The 20,692-nt window shown below is 64.6% G+C and carries 22 protein-coding genes; 15 read left to right on the plus strand and 7 right to left on the minus strand.

All coding sequences use genetic code 11. The features are described from left to right. Positions 1-298: 298 nt before the first annotated feature. Positions 299-898: a DUF2284 domain-containing protein gene (locus KQH53_08010; protein MCB2226609.1), complete on the plus strand. Its 600-nt coding sequence runs from the start codon at positions 299-301 to the stop codon at positions 896-898. 141 nt (positions 899-1,039) lie between these two features. Continuing rightward, on the plus strand, positions 1,040-2,152 hold the full coding sequence (locus KQH53_08015; GenBank protein ID MCB2226610.1) for a GGDEF domain-containing protein: 1,113 nt from the start codon (positions 1,040-1,042) through the stop codon (positions 2,150-2,152). Positions 2,153-2,217: 65 nt separating this feature from the next. Here KQH53_08015 and KQH53_08020 read toward each other — a convergent pair whose 3' ends face one another. Then, on the minus strand, positions 2,218-2,811 hold the full coding sequence (locus KQH53_08020; GenBank protein ID MCB2226611.1) for an indolepyruvate oxidoreductase subunit beta: 594 nt from the start codon (positions 2,809-2,811) through the stop codon (positions 2,218-2,220). Positions 2,812-2,821: 10 nt separating this feature from the next. Then, positions 2,822-4,726, minus strand: a complete 1,905-nt coding sequence (gene iorA / locus KQH53_08025) for an indolepyruvate ferredoxin oxidoreductase subunit alpha (GenBank protein MCB2226612.1) — start codon at positions 4,724-4,726, stop codon at positions 2,822-2,824. A 324-nt stretch (positions 4,727-5,050) separates the two neighbouring features. Between iorA and KQH53_08030 the strand changes: the two genes are divergently transcribed. From KQH53_08030 to KQH53_08070, 9 genes are all read left to right on the plus strand, one after another. Then, a complete protein-coding gene (locus KQH53_08030) occupies positions 5,051-5,443 on the plus strand; it encodes a response regulator (GenBank protein MCB2226613.1) in 393 nt (130 codons plus the stop codon). A 12-nt stretch (positions 5,444-5,455) separates the two neighbouring features. Next, entirely contained in the window at positions 5,456-6,553 is a 1,098-nt protein-coding gene (locus KQH53_08035; GenBank protein ID MCB2226614.1) for a response regulator, read from the plus strand. 298 nt (positions 6,554-6,851) lie between these two features. Continuing rightward, the gene (locus KQH53_08040; protein ID MCB2226615.1) at positions 6,852-8,186 is read left to right on the plus strand and encodes an RnfABCDGE type electron transport complex subunit C; all 1,335 of its coding nucleotides are present in this window, start codon (positions 6,852-6,854) and stop codon (positions 8,184-8,186) included. Continuing rightward, entirely contained in the window at positions 8,183-9,187 is a 1,005-nt protein-coding gene (locus KQH53_08045; protein ID MCB2226616.1) for an RnfABCDGE type electron transport complex subunit D, read from the plus strand. Before KQH53_08040 ends, KQH53_08045 begins: the two co-directional genes overlap by 4 nt. Continuing rightward, complete coding sequence (locus tag KQH53_08050) at positions 9,180-9,755, plus strand: RnfABCDGE type electron transport complex subunit G (protein MCB2226617.1); 576 nt, start codon at positions 9,180-9,182, stop codon at positions 9,753-9,755. The genes KQH53_08045 and KQH53_08050 overlap by 8 nt, the downstream gene beginning before the upstream one ends. 12 nt (positions 9,756-9,767) lie before the next feature. Then, positions 9,768-10,379 (plus strand): electron transport complex subunit E, encoded by a 612-nt coding sequence (locus tag KQH53_08055; protein ID MCB2226618.1) that lies wholly within the window; start codon positions 9,768-9,770, stop codon positions 10,377-10,379. 2 nt (positions 10,380-10,381) lie between these two features. Beyond that, entirely contained in the window at positions 10,382-10,969 is a 588-nt protein-coding gene (rsxA, locus tag KQH53_08060) for an electron transport complex subunit RsxA (GenBank protein ID MCB2226619.1), read from the plus strand. Between the two features lie 78 nt (positions 10,970-11,047). Further along, positions 11,048-13,138, plus strand: a complete 2,091-nt coding sequence (locus KQH53_08065; protein ID MCB2226620.1) for an RnfABCDGE type electron transport complex subunit B — start codon at positions 11,048-11,050, stop codon at positions 13,136-13,138. Between the two features lie 2 nt (positions 13,139-13,140). Next, a complete protein-coding gene (locus KQH53_08070) occupies positions 13,141-14,148 on the plus strand; it encodes an FAD:protein FMN transferase (protein ID MCB2226621.1) in 1,008 nt (335 codons plus the stop codon). 74 nt (positions 14,149-14,222) lie between these two features. On the opposite strand, the gene KQH53_08075 is transcribed toward KQH53_08070, so the two are convergent. Then, on the minus strand, positions 14,223-15,917 hold the full coding sequence (locus KQH53_08075) for an autotransporter outer membrane beta-barrel domain-containing protein (GenBank protein MCB2226622.1): 1,695 nt from the start codon (positions 15,915-15,917) through the stop codon (positions 14,223-14,225). Positions 15,918-16,096: 179 nt separating this feature from the next. After that, entirely contained in the window at positions 16,097-16,570 is a 474-nt protein-coding gene (locus KQH53_08080) for a hypothetical protein (GenBank protein MCB2226623.1), read from the minus strand. 131 nt (positions 16,571-16,701) lie between these two features. On the opposite strand from KQH53_08080, the gene KQH53_08085 reads away from it, so the two are divergent. Further along, positions 16,702-17,181, plus strand: a complete 480-nt coding sequence (locus tag KQH53_08085; GenBank protein ID MCB2226624.1) for a tetratricopeptide repeat protein — start codon at positions 16,702-16,704, stop codon at positions 17,179-17,181. Between the two features lie 121 nt (positions 17,182-17,302). Then, positions 17,303-17,761 carry a hypothetical protein gene (locus tag KQH53_08090; protein MCB2226625.1) on the plus strand — a complete coding sequence of 153 codons (459 nt, stop codon included), beginning with the start codon at positions 17,303-17,305 and terminating at the stop codon, positions 17,759-17,761. 67 nt (positions 17,762-17,828) lie between these two features. Here the strand turns inward: KQH53_08090 and KQH53_08095 are convergent, their stop codons facing one another. From KQH53_08095 to KQH53_08105, 3 genes are all read right to left on the minus strand, one after another. Further along, positions 17,829-18,296, minus strand: coding sequence for a universal stress protein (locus KQH53_08095; protein ID MCB2226626.1), 468 nt, complete (start codon positions 18,294-18,296; stop codon positions 17,829-17,831). Next, a complete protein-coding gene (locus KQH53_08100; GenBank protein MCB2226627.1) occupies positions 18,265-18,759 on the minus strand; it encodes a SoxR reducing system RseC family protein in 495 nt (164 codons plus the stop codon). Before KQH53_08100 ends, KQH53_08095 begins: the two co-directional genes overlap by 32 nt. 75 nt (positions 18,760-18,834) lie before the next feature. Further along, the gene (locus KQH53_08105; GenBank protein ID MCB2226628.1) at positions 18,835-19,560 is read right to left on the minus strand and encodes a hypothetical protein; all 726 of its coding nucleotides are present in this window, start codon (positions 19,558-19,560) and stop codon (positions 18,835-18,837) included. 134 nt (positions 19,561-19,694) lie between these two features. Between KQH53_08105 and KQH53_08110 the strand changes: the two genes are divergently transcribed. Both KQH53_08110 and KQH53_08115 read left to right on the plus strand, forming a co-directional pair. Further along, positions 19,695-20,297, plus strand: coding sequence for a hypothetical protein (locus KQH53_08110; GenBank protein MCB2226629.1), 603 nt, complete (start codon positions 19,695-19,697; stop codon positions 20,295-20,297). A 90-nt stretch (positions 20,298-20,387) separates the two neighbouring features. Beyond that, positions 20,388-20,678, plus strand: a complete 291-nt coding sequence (locus KQH53_08115) for a hypothetical protein (GenBank protein MCB2226630.1) — start codon at positions 20,388-20,390, stop codon at positions 20,676-20,678. Positions 20,679-20,692: the final 14 nt, after the last annotated feature.

A 20,692-nucleotide genomic window follows, 5' to 3' on the forward strand; every position in this document is an offset into this window, starting at 1 on the left:
ACGAAAGTGTCATTGCGAGGAGCGTAGCGACGAAGCAATCTCTGCCTGAAAGAAGACACATCCAACGGCCGGTGCCGCCTGCCTGAAACGCCGCCGTCCGCCTGAACTCTTGTGGCTTTGCTACGCTTCGCCACCCCGACAGCAAGCTGTCGGGGCCACCCAAAAACGATTTTTTTACTTCCTGATTTTCCTTCTGTTGCCCCCGATAGCTATGCTATCGGGGCGGTATAGCCGCAAGAAGACCTAATTCCTTTGGCGTTTGTAACCGAGAAAAGCGGCAAGCCAGGAAGCGACCAAAATGCCTCAACCCAACCTGGAAACCCTGCGCGCTCAGGCCCTGGAGCTGGGCGCGGACCGCGCGGCGATCATCAGTACCAGCGATATCGCGGTGTCCGAGGCGGTGGCCTTTAAGTGCCGGGTGCCCCGCTGCCCCAACTACGGTACATCCGCCAACTGCCCGCCGCACGCCCCCACCCCCGAGGAGTTCCGCAAGGTCCTGGCCGGCTTCTCCCAGGCCATCTTGTTCAACAAGCGCTTTGCGCCCGAAGTGATGATCAGCCCGAAGAAAGACGCCGAACGGCGCGGGGCCTTCCGGGCCATCTTCCAGCTCTGCGCGGACCTGGAGTCGGCCGCCTTTTACGCGGGCCACTACCTGGCCTTCGGCCTGGCCGCCGGCTCCTGCAAGAAGGTGCTGTGCCCCAAAAATACGGTGTGCAAGGTACTGGACGGCGAGGCCTGCCCCGCCCCAGCCCTGGCCCGGCCTTCCATGGAGGCGGTGGGCATCGACGTGTTCCAGCTGGCCGCCCTGGCCGGATGGCCGGTGCAGCCAGTGGGCCGCGAGGCCGCTCCCAAACAGGTTGCCGACTCCTCGCTCACCGGATTGCTGGTGGTCCACTAGTCCCGGCAAACCTTGCCCTTGCCTGCAAAGGGGTTACTTTATTAGCCCTAAATAGGCTAGGATATCCGCTGAGACATACACCGTGGCAGCACTGAAGCCTTGTGGGGGGCAATCTATTCGGTCCGCTGAACGGACGGCTTGATGCGGCAAGACGGCTCTCTGCAAAAGCGCTCACCTTCCGATCACAACCAGGCCCTGCGCCTGCGCCTGACTTTCTACGCCCTGCTGGGCGGCATGACCCACCTGTTCCTGGTGTGGATGTGCTTGTATTTCGGCTTTTTCCGGGGCGGCGTGAAAGTCTTCCTGATCCTAACCGCCGTGGACCTGACCGGCCGCCTCGCCTTCCTGGCCCTGGTGGCCACCGGCCTCAACCTGCGCTTCAAGGAAGCCGGCCTCACCCTGCCCCAGATACTGTGGGCCACCCTCTGTGTGCTGGCGGCGGTCTACTTCGTGGAACACGGCCGCCTGGTCCTGTTGATGTTCTATCTACAGGTAATGCTTTTCGCGGCCTTCATACTTCGCCGGGAAGGCTTCATTTTGGTCACCATCCTGGCCGTGCTGGGCTACGCGGGGGTCATAGTCGCCCTCACCGCCTATCATCCCCAGGCAGTGAACCAGCGTTTGGAATGGCTGCAATGGCTGGGCTTCTTGCTGATCATGTGCAGCCTGTCCCTGGTGGGGGCCCAGCTCAACAAGTTCCTGCGCCGTTACCATCTTCAGAACCGCCAGCTAAAGGATGCCATGGAGCGCATCGAGGAGCTGGCCATCACCGACGAGCTGACCAAGCTGTTCAACCGGCGCTACGTCATCGACATACTCAACGAACAGATGGCCTTGGCCGCGCGCGGGGTCAGTTCTTTTTCGGTGTGCTACATGGACCTGGATCACTTCAAGGTGATCAACGACACCCTGGGCCACGACGCGGGCGACCGGGTGCTGCAAAAGACCTCCGAGTTGCTGACCGCTTCCCTCCGGGAGGTGGACCGGGTGGCCCGCTTCGGGGGCGAGGAATTCCTGGCCGTGCTGATCAACTCCACGGTGGAGCGCTCCCACGACGTGGCCGAGCGCCTGCGCCGTCGCATCGAACAAGAGGCTTTTCCCGAGTTGGACGGCGATCTCAGGGTGACCATCTCCATCGGCGTGGCCGAGTACCAGCCCAACGAAACGGTGGACGACGTGCTCAAGCGGGCCGACCAGGCCTTGTATGAGGCCAAGCGCAGCGGCCGCAACCGCACGGTGAGCATCCCGGCCTAGCGCCTTCCCCCCAAAAAAGAAAGGAGCCCCCGAAGAGGCTCCCTCCTACCGGCTATCTTGACGGGCTATCCGGCTTTGGCGGCCTTGAAGCCCAGGTCGAACGCTTTGACGTTGGAAGCGGCGAAGCGCTTCTTGGTCTGGGAACGGATGATCTTTTTCATGGTCTTTACGTCCACGGGCAGCTCCACCGCTCCGAAGAGCGCGCCCAGCATGACCATGTTCAGGCTCAGCGGGTTCTTGGCCTCCTCGGCCAAGGCCTGGCCGTCGAACGCCACCACCTTATTGACCTTCTTCTTCAGATAGGCCACCGATTCCTCGGCCGGCGGATAAGGCGCCGCGCCGATGGCCACCGTGAAGGGCGGCAGGGGCCGTACGTTGGTGATGATCAGGGTCTCCTTGTTGGCCTTGGGCAGCAGGCGCAGCGCCTCCACCGGCTCGAAGGCCACCAGGACGTCTGCCTCGGCATTGGCCACGATGGGGCTGGTGCCTTCGCCCAGGATAACGGCCGACTCCACCACGCCGCCGCGCTGGGCCATGCCGTGGATCTCGCTGACCACCACCTTGACGCCCGCCGCCAGGGCCGCCTGGCCCAGAAGGTTGCTGGCCAAGAGGTTGCCCTGGCCGCCCACGCCCACGAAAACTATGCGTTGGGTGCTCATGATCTCCTCCTTAAGCCTTGGCCTTCACGGGCAGGATGGCGTTCTCCGGGCAAATCTGGGCGCAAAGCGCGCAGCCGATGCACTGCAGCGGGTTGATCCTGGCCTGGCCGTCCTCAACGAACATGGCCGGGCAAGCCACCTTTTTGATGCAGTCCATGTGGCCCTTGCACTTGTCCGGGTTCACCTGGAAGGACTTTTTGCTGCTGGGGGCCACCCGGCGGGCGAACAGCGGACACAGCTCCTTGGAGATGATCACGCTTACGCCCTCGTGGGCCACCGCCTCTTCAATGGCCTTTTTGGAGGCGCGCACCTTGAAGGGCTTGATGGTGGTCACGTGCTGCACACCCAGGCCCCTGACCAGGGGCTCTATGTCCAGGTGGGTGGTTGCGTCGCCGATGGCTTCGGTGTCCACCCCCGGGTGGGGCTGGTGGCCGGTCATGGCCGTGGTGCCGTTGTCCAGGATCACCAGGGTGAAGTTGTGGTTGTTGTGCACCGCGTTCACCAGGCCGGTGATGCCGCTGTGGAAGAAGGTGCTGTCGCCGATAAAGGCCACCACCTTCTGGCCCGTGGCCCGGGCGATGCCACCCGCGCTGGAAACCGAGGAGCCCATGCAGATGAGGAAGTCCGCCGCCTTGATGGGGGGCAGCAGTCCCAGGGTGTAGCAGCCGATGTCCGTGGGGTAGATGGCCTCCTCGCCCATGACCTCCTTGACCGCGTGATAGGTGGCGCGGTGGGGGCAGCCGGGGCAGAGGTTTGGCGGACGCCCCGGAGGCGCGGGCATGTCGGCCAGCTTGAGCTCGGCGGTGTTCTTGTACTTGAGGCCGAAGGTCTTGGCGATGACGGTGCGCACCAGGCGGGGGTTGTACTCGAAGGCGCGGCTCAGGAAGTCCGGCGCCTCGATGTCCACGCTCTTGGACGGCACCTTGCCCGGAACCTTGCCCACGATCTTGACCTTGATGCCCTTTTCCTGGGCAATGGCCCTGACCGCCTCTTCCATGATGGGCTCGAGTTCTTCGATGACCAGGACCGTGTCCAGGCCCTTCAAGAAGTTGGCCAGCTTCTTCTCGGGCAGAGGGTAGCTCATGCCCACCTTGAAGATCTTGACCTTGCTCTTGGCGCCCAGGTCGGCCACGGCGTCGGCCACGTAGTTGTAAGACACGCCGTTGGTGATGATGCCCAGCTTGCCCCGGCCCTCGATCTTGTTCCAGGGGCTTCTTTCGCTGATGGCCTGGGCCTGGTTGTAGATGTTAAGCAGGCGCAGGTGCAGGTTGCGGCTTACCGCGGGCACCGTGACGAAGCGCATGGGCTCCTTGACGAACTTGGCGGTCTGCTTCACCTTGCCCAGCTTGTTCAGCTTCACCGCCTCGCGGGCGTGGTTCACCCGGGTGGTGGTGCGGATGAACACCGGCACGCCCAGCTCCTCGCTGAGGTCGAAGGCGTGGGTGACCATGTCCCTGGCCTCGGCCGGTCCGGCGGGCTCCAGCATGGGCAGGCCCGAAAGACGGGCGTAGTAGCGGTTGTCCTGCTCGTTTTGGCTGGAGAACAGCGAGGGGTCGTCGGCGGTGAGGATCACCATGCCGGCCCGCACGCCCACGTAGGCCAGGGTCATCAGGGGGTCGGCCGCCACGTTGACGCCCACGTGCTTCATGGTGCACAGGGTGCGCACCCCCGAGGCGGCGGCGCCCGCGGCGCACTCCATGGCCACCTTCTCGTTGGTGGAGTACTCGAAGTAGTACTTCACCTTGCCCGGGAATTGCTTCCTGAGACGGTAGAGGGTGTCGGGCACCTCCGATGAAGGAGTGCCCGGATAACAGGTGGCAAAGGCCATGCCCGCCTCCAGGGCGCCGCGCACGATGGCCTCGTTGCCCAACAGCAGGTGTTCTTTACCGCCCGAGGGAGTCAGCAAAACGTCCATGCGTCCACTCTCCGGCCAAATGTGGGATTGATTCCAAGGGCTGCGCTGGGTGGCGCGGCACCATCGGGCGCCGGCCGACACCCCTCCTTTAGCGTCGCGCCCCAATAGTTATTTAGTAGCTATAAAATAACTATCGTGAATTTAGACGCGTCAAGTGTCCGCTGTCAAGCCATAAAAACGCTTGTGCCCGCTCATTGGGCTTACATTGCGCCTTTCAGCGGTTCAAAATAATGAATGAGGCCCATTTGGATTGACTTGGCCCAAAGCGTGGTTTAAGGTCAAATCCGGTCCGTATACCACTCACTTACTCTGCCGGGTGCACGTATGCCTAAAATCTTGATTATCGACGACGACGACGATTTCCGCACCGCCACCCAGGCCATTCTGGAGGCAGCGGGCCACCAGGTCCTCAGCGCTTCGGACGGCAAGGTGGGCCTTGAGATCGTCACGGCCGAAGACCCCGACCTGCTGGTGCTGGACATCATGATGGACTCCATCTACGAGGGGTTCTCGGTGATCACCACTCTGCGGGCCACCCCCGAGTACATGGACTACCGCGACATCCCGGTGCTCATGTGCTCCGCCGTTAAGCAGATCACTGGCGAGCGTTTTGATATTCCGCCCGAGGCGCGCATCGCCCAGGGCGACGCCTTCTTGGACAAGCCCTTTACTTCCGAGGCGTTGTTGGAGAAAGTCAATACTTTACTTCAACGTTAGGTCGGCCCGTTCATGTCTCCGAAACGCTCACCGGTGCACGTACTGTGCATTGACGACGACGAGGTAGCTCGCGAGTCGTCCGAGGTTCTGCTCACCCGCTGGGGTTACCGGGTAAGCCTTGCGGTAAGCGGCGAGGCGGGCCTGGAGGCCCTGGAGCAGGACCCGCCGGACCTTATCCTGGTGGATTTGCAGATGCCGGGCATCGATGGCCTGGAGGTTCTGGAGCGGGTGCGCGAGACCCATCCGGACATCATCTGCATCATGATCACCGGCCACGCCACCCTGCAAACCGCCGTGGAGGCCATGAAGCAGGGGGCCTACGATTTCCTGGCCAAGCCCTTCTCCCCGGACGAGTTGAAACTCACCGTGGAGCGGGGTCTGGAACGCCGCCGGCTCATGTTGGAGACCTCGGAGCTTCGGGCCGAAAAGGCCCTCATGCAGGCCAACTTCATGACCCTGGTCTCCCACCAGATGCGCTCTCCCCTGGCCGCGGTGAGACAGCTTTTGGAAGTTCCGGCCAGCCAGGCCCTGGGCCCGGTGCCCGAGGCCTACCAGGGATTCATCACCCGGGCGGTGTACCGCTTGGATCTCTTGGCCCGCACCCTGAACACCTGGCTGGTGATGAGCCGCCTGGACCAGGAGGGCATCGAGAGCCGCCGCCAGGCCGAGACCCTGGGCGATCTGCTCGAGCAACTAATTAAGAGGGCCGAGGCCGACGCGGCCGCCGCGGACCAGACCCTGGCCCTGGAGCTGAGCGAAGACGCTCCGGTGGAGGTGGACCGCGAGAGCCTTTTGGAGGCGCTCTACAACCTGGTGAGCAACGCGGTGAAGTACAACCGCCCCCAGGGCACGGTTTCCATCCGGGGCAGCAAGGGGCCGGGCGAGGTGATCATCGCCATCAGCGACCAGGGCCCCGGGGTGCCGCCCCAAGAGGTGGAATACATTTTCGACGAGTTCTACCGGTCGCGCCGCAAGGAAATAAAAGCCAAACCGGGCACCGGCCTGGGCCTGGCCATAGCCCGCAAGGTGGTGCGGGCCCACGGCGGAGATATCACGGTGGAGTCGGAGGCCGGCCAGGGAGCGGTTTTCCTGGTTCGCCTGCCCTGCTGAAAAAGGATTGATCCCGCTTGGGATTGGTTGACAGGGCGGGCGGTAAAGAATAATATTTGGGCCCAAAACAGCCTCGGTCCGGCTTCTGAGAGATTGCTACTAATGACCCCTCTGCTACGAGAACACTCCGGCCTGGATATGGTTCATCCCTATCCTTCAGCCGGCATATTTTTAACCCTCACTTGTGGCTTTCTTCACGAGTGCGCGCCCCGCCGCAGCGCTCTGACTGCCGCGCGTCCCAGCGCCTGAACTGGAGTTCGATGGCATGAAGCTTTCAAGTTGTTTAAAGGGCATAGGCTTGCCCCGCCCGCCGGCGGCCGCCCCGCCCCAGCCGCTGCCCGCCCCTGCCAAGGTGTATCTGCCCATGCGGCAGCACCAGGGCGCGGTGGCCCAGCCCAAGGTGGAGCCCGGCGACAAGGTAACCATGGGCCAGGTGATCGGCGCCTCCGATGATTTCGAGGCCGCCAACGTGCAGGCTACGGTAAGCGGCACGGTGGAGGCCATCATCGAGATGCCCGACCCCTCGGGCGGCATGGTCCCCACCGTGGTCATCGCCAACGACGGGGCCGACGCCTGGAGCGAGGAGCTCGCCTCTCCCGAGAACGCCCTCGCCTCCCTGGAAGAGGTTGGCCTCACCCGCCCCTCCCGCCTGCTCAAGCGAGTGCGCGAGGCGGGCCTGGTGCGGTCCCAGGTGCAGGGACGCCCCCTGCACGTGGACCTGAGCCCTCCCATGGCGCCCCAATCCTACCTCTACATGACCGGCATCCCGGTGGTGCGGCCCATCGACACCTTGATCGTCAAGGCGGTGGACCCCGATCCGCCGGTTTGTCCCAACGCCTCGCTCCTGGGCGAGGCCGGCGACACCCTGGCCGTGGGCGTGGCCGCCCTGGCCCGCATCAGCGGCGCCAAACGGGTCATCCTGGCCCTGCCCTCCGGGGTAGACGCCTCGGCCCTGAGCGCCCTGGCCAAGCAGCGCGAATGGGAGACCGCTTCGGTCAGCCAGACCAAGTATCCCTTTGCCAACGACCACCTTATGGTGCTCTCGCTCACCGGCCGCGAGGTCCCCACTCCCTACGGCGAGCCCCGGGACGTGGGCGTGACCGTGCAGCCGCTCTCCACCGCCCTGGACGTGGGTTCGGTGCTCCTGAGCGGCCGTCCGGTGATGGAGCGGGTGTTCAGTGTGGCCGGCGAGGTCAAGAACCCCGGCGTGTTCAAGGTGCGCCTGGGCACCCCCATCGGCGAGGTGCTCCAAGCCGCCGGCGGCGGCCCCAGCCAGGCCGGCAAGGTGGTGGTGGGCGGCCCCATGATGGGTCTGGCCATCTACGACCTGGGCACCCCGGTGACCCGCGAGACCCAGGGCGTGTTCGTGCAGAGCGGACCCAAGGTCCGGCACTACGCGGACCATCCCTGCATCCACTGCGGGCGCTGCGTGGCGGTTTGCCCGGTCAACCTGATCCCCTCGGAGCTGGGCAAGCTCTGCGAGTTCCGCATGTACGAGGAAGCGGCCGAGCAGAACTTGATGAACTGCATCGAGTGCGGCTGCTGCGCCTACGTATGTCCGGCCCAGCGGCCCATGGTCCACTTCCTCAGGCACGGTAAAACCGAGGTCATGGCCGGGAGGATGGAGCAATGAACCAAAACCTTCTGACCGTATCCACTTCTCCGCACATCCTGGGGTGCACCACCCTGCGCTCCATGTATCTGGAGATGATGATCGCCCTGGCCCCGGCCCTGATCACCGGTCTGTACTTCTTCGGGGCGCCGGGCCTTATCACGGTCTGTCTGGCCGTGGCCTCGGCCATGGTCACCGAGTACGTGATCAGCCTGATCCTTAAAAAACCCTCCACCCTGGGCAACCTGCACGTGGTGCTCATGGGCCTGCTGATGGGCCTGATCCTGCCTCCGGGCGCGCCCTGGTGGCTCCCGGTGGTGGGCGGCTTCCTCACCGTCGCCTTGGGCATGAGCATCTTCGGCGGCAACGGCGCCTATCCCTTCAACCCCGTGCTGGTGGCTTGGGCCGCCCTGGCCATCTCCTGGCCCGAAGCCATGGGGGCCTATCTGGAGCCCATGGCCCTGGGTTCTGGCGACGATTGGATGGAGGCCGAAACCTTCCTGATGCAGCTCAAGGGCGACATCGGCACCCTGGAGATGTTCGAGCTGGGCAATGTCTGGCTGGGCAAGATGGCCGGCGGTGTGGGCACCACCGGGACCTGGGCCCTGCTGGCCGGCGGCATCTACCTGGTCATCCGGCGCCTCATCCCCTGGCAGCTTCCCCTGGGCGCCCTCATCGGCGCCCTCGGCATGGGCCTGGTGGCGGTCTACACCGACGAGCGCATCGCCGAGATGGGCTATGAGGAGTTCGGGGCCTACTTGAACGTGGTCTGGTTCCACCTGGGGGCCGGCGTGTTTATGATCGCCGCCTTCTTCCTGGGGCCGGAGCCGGTCTCCAGCCCGGTCACCCCCTGGGGCACTTTCCTGTTCGGCCTGGGGGTGGGCTTGATGACCATCATCGTGCGCTTCTGGGGCAGCCCCATCGACGGCGCCTTCTACGGCGTCCTGCTGATGAACGCGGCCACTCCCCTGTTGGATCGCATCAGGCCCCGGGTCATCGGAAAGGTGGTGAGCGGTGCGTGATATTATCAAAATGCTGGTGGTGCTCACCCTGATCTGCGCGGTGAGCGGATTCATGCTGGCCCTGGTGCACGACGTGACCCGGGAGCCCATCGAATACAGCCGTCTCAAGTTCATCAAGGAACCCGCGGTCAAGTCGGTGCTCACCGGCTATCAGAACGACCCCATTAAGGACCGCGTGTCCATCGACTTGGGCAAGGACAAGAAGGGCAAGCCGGTCAAGCTGATCGTCTTCCCGGCCAAAAAGGACGGCAAGACCTATGCCGTGGCCTTCGAGAGTAGCGCCCAAGGCTACCATGGCCCCATCGGGGTGATGGTGGGCGTGGACCTGGCCAGCAAGAAGCTCACCGGCATCAGCATCGTGGAGCACACCGAGACCCCTGGCCTGGGCGCGCGCATCATAGAGCCCAATTTCACCGATTCGTTCAAGGGTAAGGCCCTGGACAAGGAGCTGGGAGTGGGCGACATCAACGCCCTGTCCGGCGCCACCTTGTCCACCAAGGGCGTGGTCGCCGCGGTCAATCAGGCCCGGGCCACCTTGGACAAATACCGCGACAAAATGGTGCAGTAGGGAGCGGCGGTCATGAGCATAGCCAAGGAATTCACCAAGGGGCTATGGGAGATCATCCCGCCCTTCCGCCTGGTGCTGGGCCTCTGCCCCACCCTGGCGGTCACCACCTCGGCCGAAAACGGCATGGGCATGGGACTGGCCACCACCTTCGTGTTGGTCTGCTCCAACCTGCTGGTCTCGCTGCTGAGAAAAATCATCCCCAGCAAGGTGCGCATCGCGGCCTACATCGTGATCATCGCCAGCTTCGTGGTCATCGTCGAGCTGACCATGCAGGCCTACGTGTTCCCGCTGTATCAAGCCCTGGGCATCTTCATCCCCCTGATCGTGGTCAACTGCATCATCCTGGGCCGCGCCGAGGCATTCGCCGGCAAGAACGGGCCGGTGGCCTCCATCGCCGACGGCCTGGGCGTTGGCATCGGCTTCACCATAAGCCTGACCGTGCTGGGCGCCTTCCGCGAGATCCTGGGTAACGGCACCATCTGGGGCGCCAACCTCATGTGGGACTCCTACGAGCCCTTCGTGTTCATGGTGCGGGCGCCGGGCGCCTTCGTGGCCCTGGGCCTTTTCCTTGCGGCCATCAACCTGATCAGCCACGTGCTTGACCAGCGGAAGCGGAGGGCCTAGCCATGAGTTTCGGCGACTACATGCTGTTCATCGTTGGCGCCATCCTGGTCAACAACATCCTGCTGGCCAAGTTCCTGGGCAACTGCCCCTTCCTGGGGGTCAGCCGCCGCATGGACACGGCAACCGGCATGTCCATGGCGGTCATCTTCGTCATGGTCATGGCGGGCATGATCACCTGGCTGGTGCAGTACTACATCCTGGTGCCCCTGAACATCGAGTACCTCCAGACCATCGCCTTCATCCTGGTGATCGCCGCCCTGGTGCAGCTGGTGGAGATCGTGATGGCCAAGACGCTCCCGGCCCTATACCGGGCCCTGGGCATCTTCCTGCCGCTGATCACCACCAACTGCGCGGTCTTGGGCGTGGCCATCATCAACATCAACGAAGAGTACGACTTCGTCGACACCCTGGTCTTCTCCTTCGCGTCGGCGGTGGGTTACAGCCTGGCCCTGGTGCTCTTCGCGGGCATCCGCGAGCGCTTCATGCTGGTCAAGATGCCCAAGGCCTTCGAGGGCACGGCCATCGGTCTGGTGGTGGCGGGCTTTTTGGCCCTGGCCTTCTCCGGCTTCGCCGGCCTGGTCAGCCACTAGGTTTGGAACTGATTGCGTGCTTTTTGCGAAACGAGCCATCACTGAGCCGGTCGGCGTACCGGCGAGGAGAACATAATAATGTTGTTTGAAGCCCTGGCAATCGGAGGACTCGGCCTGGCTTCGGCCTTGGGCCTGGGCGTAGCCGCCAAGGTCTTCGCGGTCGAGGTGGACCCCCTGGTTGAAGCGGTGGAAGAGGCCCTGCCCGGCGCCAACTGCGGCGGCTGCGGCTATGCCGGCTGCTCCTCGGCGGCCCTGGCCATCGCCAGCGGAAAAGCCGCGGCCAACATCTGCGTGGGCGGCGGCCCCGAGGTGGCCGTGGCGGTGTCCGCGGTCATGGGCGTGGAGGTGATTTACCGCGAGCCTGACGTAAGCCAGGTGGACTGCACCTACTCCACGGACATCGCCCAGCTCAAATACCAATACGACGGCGTTCAGGACTGCCGGGCGGCGGTGCTTCTGGCCGGCGGCCCCAAGGTCTGCGAGATCGGCTGCGTGGGGCTGGGCTCTTGCGTGAAGGTGTGCCCCTTCGGGGCCATCCAGATCGGCCCGGACAACCTGCCGGTGGTGGACCCCACCCTGTGCACCGGTTGCGGCAACTGCGAGAAGGTCTGCCCCAAGAACATCATCCACCTCAACTCGGTGACCCGCCGCATCCTGGGCTTCAACGCCGACTACAACTGCCTGGCCCCCTGCCAGGCCACCTGCCCCGCCCAGATCGACATCCCGGGCTACATCCGGGCCATCGGCGAGGGGCGCTACGACGACGCGGTCGGCATCATCAAGGAGCACAACCCCCTGCCCCTGGTTTGCGGCCGGGTGTGCCCCCATCCCTGCGAGGACCAGTGCCGCCGGGGCGAGACCGAAGAGCCGGTGAACATCAACCACCTCAAGCGCTTCGCGGCCGACTATGAGATGAACTCGGGCAAGCGCATCCAGCCCTTCTGCATGCCCAAGAACGATCGCAAGGTGGCCATCGTGGGCGGCGGCCCCGCCGGCCTCTCCTGCGCCTATTACCTGGCCCGCCTGGGCTACGCGCCCACCATCTTCGAGGCCCAACCCCATCTGGGCGGCATGCTGCGCTACGGCATCCCCGAGTACCGCCTGCCCAAGAAGACCCTGGATTGGGAGATCCAGGGCATCCTGGACCTGGGCTGCGAGGCCAAGACCGGCGTGGCCATGGGCAAGGACTTCACCCTGGAGAGCCTGAGGCAAGACGGCTTCGAGGCCATCTTCCTGGGCGTGGGCTGCTGGTCCAGCCGGGGCATGAGGGTCGAGGGCGAGGATCTGAACGGCGTGTTGCCCGGCACCAACATGCTCATCGACCGGGGCAACCTGAAGGATACCCCGGTCGGCGACCGCGTGGTGATCATCGGCGGCGGCAACACCGCCATGGACTGCGCCCGCACCTGCTGGCGCCTGGGCGCCAAGGAAGTCACGGTCCTCTACCGCCGCACCGAGAAGGAGATGCCGGCCAACGACATCGAGATCGAGGAGGCCAAGCACGAGGGCATCAAGTTCCACTTCCTGGCCGCGCCCACCAAGCTGGTCGGCGAGGGCGGCAAGCTCACCGGTCTTGAGTACATCAAGATGGAGCTGGGCGAGCCCGATGCCTCGGGCCGCCGCCGTCCGGTGCCCATCGAGGGCAGCGAGACCATCCTCGAGTGCGACAACGTGATCTCGGCCATCGGCCAGTTCCCGGACCTGGCCTTCCTGGAGGCCGATGCCGCAGCCAAGGACCTGGCCGTGACCAAGTGGAACACCATCGACGCCAACGTCGACGCCGGCAGCACCAACATCCCCGGCGTCTTCTCCGGCGGCGACACGGTGACCGGCGCGGCCACCGCGGTGGAGGCCATCGGGGCCGGCCGCCGGGCGGCGCGGGCCATGCACAACTTCCTCAGCGGCGAAGAGGTGGAGGCTCCGGACAACTGGGTGCACAGCACCAAGGACCTGCCCATGATCTCCGCCACGCCGGACGCGGTGCCCTCCGGGCCGCGGGCCAAGATGCCCGAGCTCAGCGTGGCCGAGAGGGCCAACAGCTTCGTGGAAGTGGAGCTGGGCCTCACCGAGGAGATGGCCAAGCAGGAGACCCAGCGCTGCCTGCAGTGCGGCCTCTATTGTTACCGCCGCCAGGGCCAAGATTACGAGGCCTGGAAATGGGAGAGGTAAGAATGACTAGGATGCTGCACCGCCGCTCCTTCTTGCAGCTGACCGGAGCCGCCCTGGGCGCGGCCGCCCTGCCCCTGGTGTCGCCGGCCATCGGACTGGCCAAGGTGACCCGCGAGCTCAGCGTGGCCCAACAGACCCGCATGATGATGGGCACCCTGGTTTCGGTCACCGTGCTGGACGCTTCTCCGGTCAAGGCCCAGGAGGCCATGGAGAGCGCCTTCACGGCCATGCAACAACTGACCCCGGTCTTTGACCGTCACCGCCCCGTGGGCCAGGTGGCCGCCCTGAACAGCGAAGGCCGCCTGAACGACCTGGAGCCCCGCCTCAAACAGGTGCTGGACCTCTGCGCCCTTGTGCAGAAATCCACTGGCGGCGCTTTCGATCCCTCGGTGGCCCCGGTGGTGGACGCCATGGCCCACAGCTACGCCCAGGGCCGCAAGCCCACCCGTCAGGCGGTGGTCGAGGCCCTGAACGCGGTGGGCGGGGTGTCTTATGACGGCGCCAGCCTGCGCCTGACCAAAGAGGGCGCGGGCCTCACCCTGGACGGCGTGGCCAAGGGCTACATCGTGGACGAGGGCCTCAGGGCCGCGCACCGTTCCGGCGCGCGCCACGTGCTCATCAACGCCGGCGGCGACGTGGGCGTGTTGGGCGACCGGGGCGGCAAGCCCTGGCGGGTGGCCGTGTCCGACCCGGACGCGCCCACCAAGGCCAAGATGGTGGTGCCCATGACCAGCGGCGCCCTGGCCACCAGCGGCGACTACGAGGTCTACTTCGACCAGGAGCGGCTCTACCATCACATCGTGCGGCCCGACACCGGCCGCAGCCCGGGCTCGTCCCACAGCGTCAGCGTGCGCGCGCCCCAGGCGGCTCTGGCCGACGCCTTGGCCACCGCCTGCTTCGTGATGCCCCCGGCCCAGGCCACCCGCTTCCTGAACGCCCGGCCCCAGCTGGAGGGTCTCATCCTCACCCGCTTCGGCCAGCGCTACCAGACCAAGGGCTTCGCTGCCTAGCAGCCCACGGCCCAGAGCCAAGCAAAACCGGCGGCCGCGAGGCCGCCGGTTTTTTGTTGGTATCGGGCCTTGGCTTAGAAGGGAATGCGGATGCCCGCCTGCACCTCGTTGGAGGTCATGTCCCCGCCCAACTCGCCGTCGTAGCGCAGATAGACCTGAGTGCCGTTGGTGCACACCAAAGTCAGGCCCACCCCCGGCACCACCGCGTCGCTGTCCTGGTCATACCCCTGGAAGGTCGCCCCGTGGTCCTGGTCGGCCAGCCGGGCGGTGATGTCCCCATCGCCCAGGGAGAATTGATGGGCCCAGCCCAGGCGGAACTGGGGCACCAGGCGCGTGCCGTTATCCAGGGTGAAGGAGCGGCTGAGGCGCAGGGCCAACTCGCCGCGCAGGGTGCTGGCCGTGAAGGAATCCACGCTCAGATCCAGGCTGTCCGCCCCGGTCTCGCTGAAGGCGTTGTTGTAAACGTAGTAGAAGTTGAGCCCGGCCAGGGGCTGCAAGGTCCAGCCGCCCACCAAGAAGTTCATACCAGCGTCCACTCCGGCCGAGAGGCCGTAGCCGTCCGGGTTGCTGTGGGGCGAGTAGTCCATGCCCGGGAAAGTGATGTCCCGGTTGGCCTCCTCCAGGTTGTAGCCCGCGGTCAACACGCCGTCCAGAAAGAAGCGCGGCGTGAAGTAGCTGGTGTACACCCCCATCTTGAGCCCCGATACCGCTCCCTTGCCGCTTACGTCCTTCCAGTCGAATTCGGTCTGGATGAAGCCCGCCCCGAAGCCTAGGATCAAGTTGGGGCCCAGCAGCCAGTCGGCCCCACCCAGGACCCCGCCGGAGTGGTAGTTGAAGCCGTAATCGTCGCCGTTGGTCTTGGCCTCGCCCAGGGCCCCGGCCAGGCGGCCCCAGATGTAGGTGTCGTTGATCTTCTGGTGGGTGGCCGCCGCCTCCCCGCCGGGGTTCAGCAGGCAGGTGCGCAGGTCGTTGCGCCGCTGGCTCAGAGCCTGGCTGAACAGGATGTCCTGGCGGGTGGCCAGACGCGACAAGGCGTCAAAACGCTGGGGCCCCAACTGGTTCAAGGCATCGCGCCGCTGGGCGTCGTCGGGCAGATAGCTGAGCATAAGCTCGGTCACGTCCAGCAGGCTGTAATTGGGCACCGTGGCCCCGTCCAGGTACTGGCCCATGATCCGGGCATTGCCCGAACCCACCCGCTCGGCCAGGGGCCCGGTATAGAGCAGGTCCGTGGTGGAGCGGTCGCCCTGATAGTTGCCCACGTCAATGAAGTTGTTCAGCAGGAATTGCTGCCCGCCGCCCGCGCCCCAGCCGGTAATGGGCCCGGCGTTGCCGGTGCGGCTCAGGGTGCCCGCCGGCATGCGCACCACGATAACCCGGTCTGGATGCGCGGGCAGGGCGTAGAGGGAGCGCACCTGATAAGAATTCAGGCCCTTTACCGAAGAGGCGGCCATCATCCAGCGGCCCGCGCCGCCAAAGCGGTACCTGGCGCTGTTGGTGGGGTCGTATTTGTAGTACCGCACGAAATAGGCCACCCGGGTGGTGCGTATCTCGTATACCGTGGTGCCGTTGGCAAAGGGCAGAGTGCTGGGCGTGGCGCTTCCCGCGGCGATCAGTTCCTGGTTTTCCTGCGCGGCGCTCAGGGTCTGGGTTACCACGGCGCCATTGGGCAGGATAATGGGGTTCCAGGCCAGGGCGGGCGAGGCAAACCCGGCCAGGGCCAGGGCCACAATACAGACCCGGCCATACCAGGCTGAAAATCGGCGGACCATTCTAATTCCTCCTGAATTGCCAGCGGATGCGAGCAGGAAAAACTGCGTATTCAATTTTGGCTAATATCTGGCTTGTCAATGGTGAGAATGTTTTTAGATACTAAATGCGCATCTAATTTGTCTATATTTTTTTAGACTGTTGGGCCAGCGGCGGGCTTGGGGTCATTAGCGGAGAATTTTCAGCGGCGCCTCATCTCCAGGGGGCCGCCCAGCCGGGTGGGGGTGAAATCCTTGACCTTGCCTTTGCCGAACAGCTGCTTGGTGGGGTCCTGGGAGGTGAAGAACACCTGGCCCTTGATCATCCCGTCCTTGAACTCGCCGGCGAAGCGCACCTTCCACAAAAGCTCGTCCCCCGCGAACCAGAGATGGCTGCCCTCCACCTTGCCCTGATTGATCTCAAGAACAATCTGGTCTTTGGGGTCCGCGCCCACGGTAAGCATGCCCTTGAGGCGCTGGGCCTCCTGCTTGAGCTCGGCCTTGATCGCCGTGGCCTGGCCGGGCTGGGGCTTGCCGCCCTTCACCTTGCCCAGCTCGGCGGTGCCCTGGTAGCTCCCGGCCACATAGGCCAGCTCCCCGGCCAGCAGGGGAGAAGCCGCCAGCAGGGCCGTCAGCAGGATCGAGGCCATCATCAGCGGCCGGGACGCTCTGATCATTTCACTCACCTCCACGGGGTTCCATTTCAATTTAGCACCATCTTCGCCGGCCCGCATGGCGGGGTTTGCCACCCGGCCCCGTAGTGTGCTTCAATAGCCCAGCGAAACGCTCATCAAACGGAGCTCAGCCCATGCCGCGCACTCTGGCCGTTATCTGCTGCCTGCTCATGCTGCTGCTCACCTCTCTCCTGGCGGGCTGCGGCAACTCGGCCCTGGAACAGGGGCTGCGCGCCGAAAAGGCGGGCAATGACCAGGACGCCCTGGCCTCCTACAACGCGGCCATCGCCTCCACCTTCATGGTGTCCCAGAAACGCTCCCTGGCCTATGCCTCCCGGGCGGGCATCCTGATCACCCAGGGTAAGCTGGACCAGGCCATGGCCGATTTGGACAAGGCCCTGGAGCAGGACCGCCAGAGCGAGCCCGCCTATTACAACCGGGCGGTGCTCTTTCTGCTCAAGGGCAATGTAAAAAGGGCCGAGCTGGACGCCAAGCGCCTGGTGGAGCTGGCTCCCCAGAACAAGGCCGCCCTGCGCCTGTACGAGCTGGCCCAGAACCCACCCGCCAAGTTCAGCCTGCCCCTCACCTGGCTCAAGGCCAACCAGGGCTCCTGAGCTTGCCTTGCCAAGCCCTCCTTAGCCCGCTTATGCTGGTTATAGAACAAGGAGGGCCATCATCGCCGAGAACCAAGCCAAGGGGCGCCTGAGCCTCAAGCAACTGCTGGAGCTGTTGAAAATGCCCACCCGGGGCGAAGTGCAGATGGAGGGCTTCAACCCGGACATCGACACCTATCGCAAGGTGGCCCACAAAGTGGCCCTGAGCTACTTCGCCAGCGCCGGCCTGACCTTGGCGCCCTTGGAGGACGAGCTGTTCCAGGTGGCGCCCATCCCGGGCAACGACTGGCCGGACGTGGCTTTTTATCTGGCCCACGAGGCCAACCTGGAGGCCGGGGCCGTGACCATCCACTCGGCCCAGGAGCTCCTCAAGCGCAACGCACCCCAGGGCCGGCCCTGGCCGGATTACGAGAGCGCGGTGCTGGCCAATCTGGACATCATCCGCGACGCGCCCGAGGCCCTGAGGATGGGCAGCGGCCGCGAGACCATGCTGAAGGCCTTTGAGCTGATCAAGAAGGGCCCGGCCGAGCTATTGGCCGAGGAGCTGGCCGAGGAGGCCAAGGGCCAAACCAAACACTGAGCCATTACACGACGAAGCCCCCGGCCGCGCGAAGCAGCCGGGGGCTTTTTTCGTTTAACGGAGCGGGCTACTCGACCACGCAGATGGTCGCGCCCTGCAGATTGCCGATGACGCCGCTGGATACCGACCCGAAGAGCATCCCGGTCAGGTTGCTGACGCCCTTGCGGCCCAAGACCACGGTGCCGTAGCCGCCCTTTTTCACCTCGTCGATGATGTCCTTGGCCACGCCCTTGGTCTTTTCCATGTACTTGACCTTGACCTGGTCCTCGGCAAAGCCCATGCGGACGAGGTGCTTCTTGGCCTCTTCCATGCTCTCGCGGCCCTTTTCGCGCTCGCGCTCCAAGACCGAAATGCGGGCCTTGACCTGATCGGTGAAGGGGGTTTGCACCATGTCGTACTCGGGCACCTTGTCGTAGACCCCCAACAGGGTCACCTTGACGTTGTCCACCCGGCCGAACATCTGACCAACATATTCCACGGCCCTCAGGGCCTGTTGGGAGTTGTCATAAGCAAGCAGAATTTGATTCCAGAGCATCCCTCTCTCCCTGTTGCAGTATGCGCACCACCTTGACGGTCAGTTCCTTGCGCCCGGCCAGGCGCTTGGAAACGCGGCGCAGGATCAGCCACGCGCCCAGGAGGCTGAGCGCGCCCAGAATAACCGCCCCGGTCTGGGCCTCCAGGCCATAGGAGGGCCCCAGCTGCTTGCCCACCATGGCCCCGGCCAACAACGCGAAGACCGGCACCATGTAGAGCAGGAAGCTGGCTCCCAAGACCCCTTTGCGGGCCATGATCATGAGCACCTTGTCCCCGGCCTTGGCGCCCGCCTGGTTGATGGCCGCGATGACCCGACGCTTGTCGCCACCCAAAGTCTGGCAGGCGCCGCGGGCTCCGCAGCCCTTGCAGGCTTCCTGCTGCATGGTCTCCACCTGGGCCAGTCCGCCCATGGTTTCGATCACCACGCCCTCTTCCTGCATGTAGTTGCTGGGCACTGTTTCCATGCTAATTCTTATATCAGAACGCAGGGGGTTTATAAAGCTTTTCAGCGGGGTTAAACCGGCTAAAACCAGGCTTTTTCAAGGCCGGGGCGCCTCTTGGCGGGCCGAGGCCTCGTGCCGGATGCGGTCCATCCACTGCCCCAGGTGCAAGCCGTCCACCTTGCGGGCGAAAAGGGGCAGCAGCTCCTTTTCCAGACGCTCCTGGTGCTCGGGCGGGGCCAGCAGGCCGGGCAGGGGCCGACAGGTCCGAAGCGCCGCCTGATCCCCGGCCAAAACGGCGGCCAGCGAGCCGTACCCCGTGCCCATGGCCAGGTGCTCGGCGATCTGCATGAGCGCGGTATCCAGGGTGAACCACCAGGGATCGCCTTGGGCCTCGCCGCCCGGAACACAACGGCTCTTGGAGGCCATCACCCGGCAGGCCAGGGGCCGGGCCCCGTAGGCCGCGCACAGGCCACCCTCCAAAAGAAAACAGGCCTTGGGCAAGGCCTGGCTTTGCGGTTCGGCCGGGGGCTCGCGCTGCTCCAGGCAGCACTGGGCCAGCTCGTTGCAGGTGTAGGCCGGGGCTGGCGTGGCCGGGGCCAGCTCGGCCGCCCGGGCCAAAAGGTCTTCCCGTCCCAGGCGCTCCAGCTCGGCGGCCAGCACGGCACCCTCCAGGCCGGTGAGGTGCACGTGGTCGCTGCAGCAGGCGAAGCAGCCCGCCCCGCAGGCGGTGTCGCGGTCGTCCTGATCGATGCCGGCCTGGATGTCGTAGAGCGCGGCCAACAGTTCTTTTTGGGGGACTGCGTTGAACTTGGGTAAAAGCATGACGGCTCCTTGGCTGGCCTTCGATTGTACCAAAGCCGTCCCGCCCCCGCCTTGACTAGGCGCGCCAGCGATCCCATACTTGAGCATGAACAAACCTAAAACCGTAAATATTAGCCATTTCCAAGGAGATACCCATGCGGCCTCTACTGCGGCTGACGGCCATTTTTCTTTTGACCCTGGCCTGTTCCCTGCCCGCCGCGGCCGATGAGATCAGCAGCCAGCTGGAAAAAGGGACCAAGCTATATCAAGACGGCAAGCTGAGCCAGGCCATCAGCGAGATCAAATTCGCCCTGGCCCGGCTCAAGCAGAAAAAGGCCGAAGCCCTGGCCGCGATATTCCCAAAGCCCCCGGACGGCTGGAGCATCGAAAAATCCCGGAGCTCCAAGGGAGGCGGGGCCATGATGGGCGGCGCGATCAGCGCCTCGCAACGCTACCGGGACGCGGGCAAGGGCCGGGTTCGCATGGAGGTGGTCACCGACTCCCCTTTGATCCAGGCCCTGTCCATGATGCTCTCCAACCCCATGTTCTTGCAGTCGGGCAAGGCGGGCAAGCTGGTGACCATGCAGGGGCACAAGGCGGTGCTGAAGGATCAGGGCAACCGGGCCGAGTTGCAGGCGCTCATCGACAACAAGGTGGTGGTTCGGGTCAACGCCTGGCGGGTTAACCAGGCGGCGGCCGTGGTTCAGGACTTCGCGGCCAAGATGGACCTGAGCAAGCTCAAGGAGCTGGGCCAATAGGCCCCGTTTGACTTGGCCGGGGTTCGGGCCGCAGAATTTAACTAGAGGCGGGTTTGGCCTAGCCCGGCCATTTCAAACCGGAGGTGTGCTATGAAGGCTGGCATCATCTTCACCGGCACCGGGCCCATCCTGGTGCTCACCACCTACAGTTCGTTCGACGATCCCCAGTTCATCGAGAAGCTTGCCCGCAAGGGCATCATGAAATTCATCGCCTATGAGCTGGACGTGGACCTGGTGCACCAGAAGTACGGTGGCCAGTACGATGCCATCGTCAACGACGTGAAGCAGTCCGACGACCTCAGGGTGCTGGACTACAACGGACACAACGTGTTCTACAATTTCTCCTTCACGGAGATGGCCCCCCCCATCTCCCACGAGTAGCTCCCTTTGCATGG

Source organism: Desulfarculaceae bacterium (assembly GCA_020444545.1).
Lineage (GTDB): Bacteria > Desulfobacterota > Desulfarculia > Desulfarculales > Desulfarculaceae > Desulfoferula.

Coding starts and splice junctions, on each gene's coding strand:
- KQH53_08095 (MCB2226626.1), bottom strand. CDS start 18,296: ATGCTCTGGAATCAAATTCTGCTTGCTTATGACAACTCCCAACAGGCC.
- KQH53_08045 (MCB2226616.1), top strand. CDS start 8,183: ATGAACCAAAACCTTCTGACCGTATCCACTTCTCCGCACATCCTGGGG.
- KQH53_08100 (MCB2226627.1), bottom strand. CDS start 18,759: ATGGAAACAGTGCCCAGCAACTACATGCAGGAAGAGGGCGTGGTGATC.
- KQH53_08105 (MCB2226628.1), bottom strand. CDS start 19,560: ATGCTTTTACCCAAGTTCAACGCAGTCCCCCAAAAAGAACTGTTGGCC.
- KQH53_08065 (MCB2226620.1), top strand. CDS start 11,048: ATGTTGTTTGAAGCCCTGGCAATCGGAGGACTCGGCCTGGCTTCGGCC.
- rsxA (MCB2226619.1), top strand. CDS start 10,382: ATGAGTTTCGGCGACTACATGCTGTTCATCGTTGGCGCCATCCTGGTC.
- KQH53_08035 (MCB2226614.1), top strand. CDS start 5,456: ATGTCTCCGAAACGCTCACCGGTGCACGTACTGTGCATTGACGACGAC.
- KQH53_08015 (MCB2226610.1), top strand. CDS start 1,040: ATGCGGCAAGACGGCTCTCTGCAAAAGCGCTCACCTTCCGATCACAAC.
- KQH53_08115 (MCB2226630.1), top strand. CDS start 20,388: ATGAAGGCTGGCATCATCTTCACCGGCACCGGGCCCATCCTGGTGCTC.
- KQH53_08075 (MCB2226622.1), bottom strand. CDS start 15,917: ATGGTCCGCCGATTTTCAGCCTGGTATGGCCGGGTCTGTATTGTGGCC.
- KQH53_08080 (MCB2226623.1), bottom strand. CDS start 16,570: ATGATCAGAGCGTCCCGGCCGCTGATGATGGCCTCGATCCTGCTGACG.
- KQH53_08090 (MCB2226625.1), top strand. CDS start 17,303: ATGCCCACCCGGGGCGAAGTGCAGATGGAGGGCTTCAACCCGGACATC.
- KQH53_08010 (MCB2226609.1), top strand. CDS start 299: ATGCCTCAACCCAACCTGGAAACCCTGCGCGCTCAGGCCCTGGAGCTG.
- iorA (MCB2226612.1), bottom strand. CDS start 4,726: ATGGACGTTTTGCTGACTCCCTCGGGCGGTAAAGAACACCTGCTGTTG.
- KQH53_08055 (MCB2226618.1), top strand. CDS start 9,768: ATGAGCATAGCCAAGGAATTCACCAAGGGGCTATGGGAGATCATCCCG.
- KQH53_08070 (MCB2226621.1), top strand. CDS start 13,141: ATGACTAGGATGCTGCACCGCCGCTCCTTCTTGCAGCTGACCGGAGCC.
- KQH53_08110 (MCB2226629.1), top strand. CDS start 19,695: ATGCGGCCTCTACTGCGGCTGACGGCCATTTTTCTTTTGACCCTGGCC.
- KQH53_08085 (MCB2226624.1), top strand. CDS start 16,702: ATGCCGCGCACTCTGGCCGTTATCTGCTGCCTGCTCATGCTGCTGCTC.
- KQH53_08020 (MCB2226611.1), bottom strand. CDS start 2,811: ATGAGCACCCAACGCATAGTTTTCGTGGGCGTGGGCGGCCAGGGCAAC.
- KQH53_08030 (MCB2226613.1), top strand. CDS start 5,051: ATGCCTAAAATCTTGATTATCGACGACGACGACGATTTCCGCACCGCC.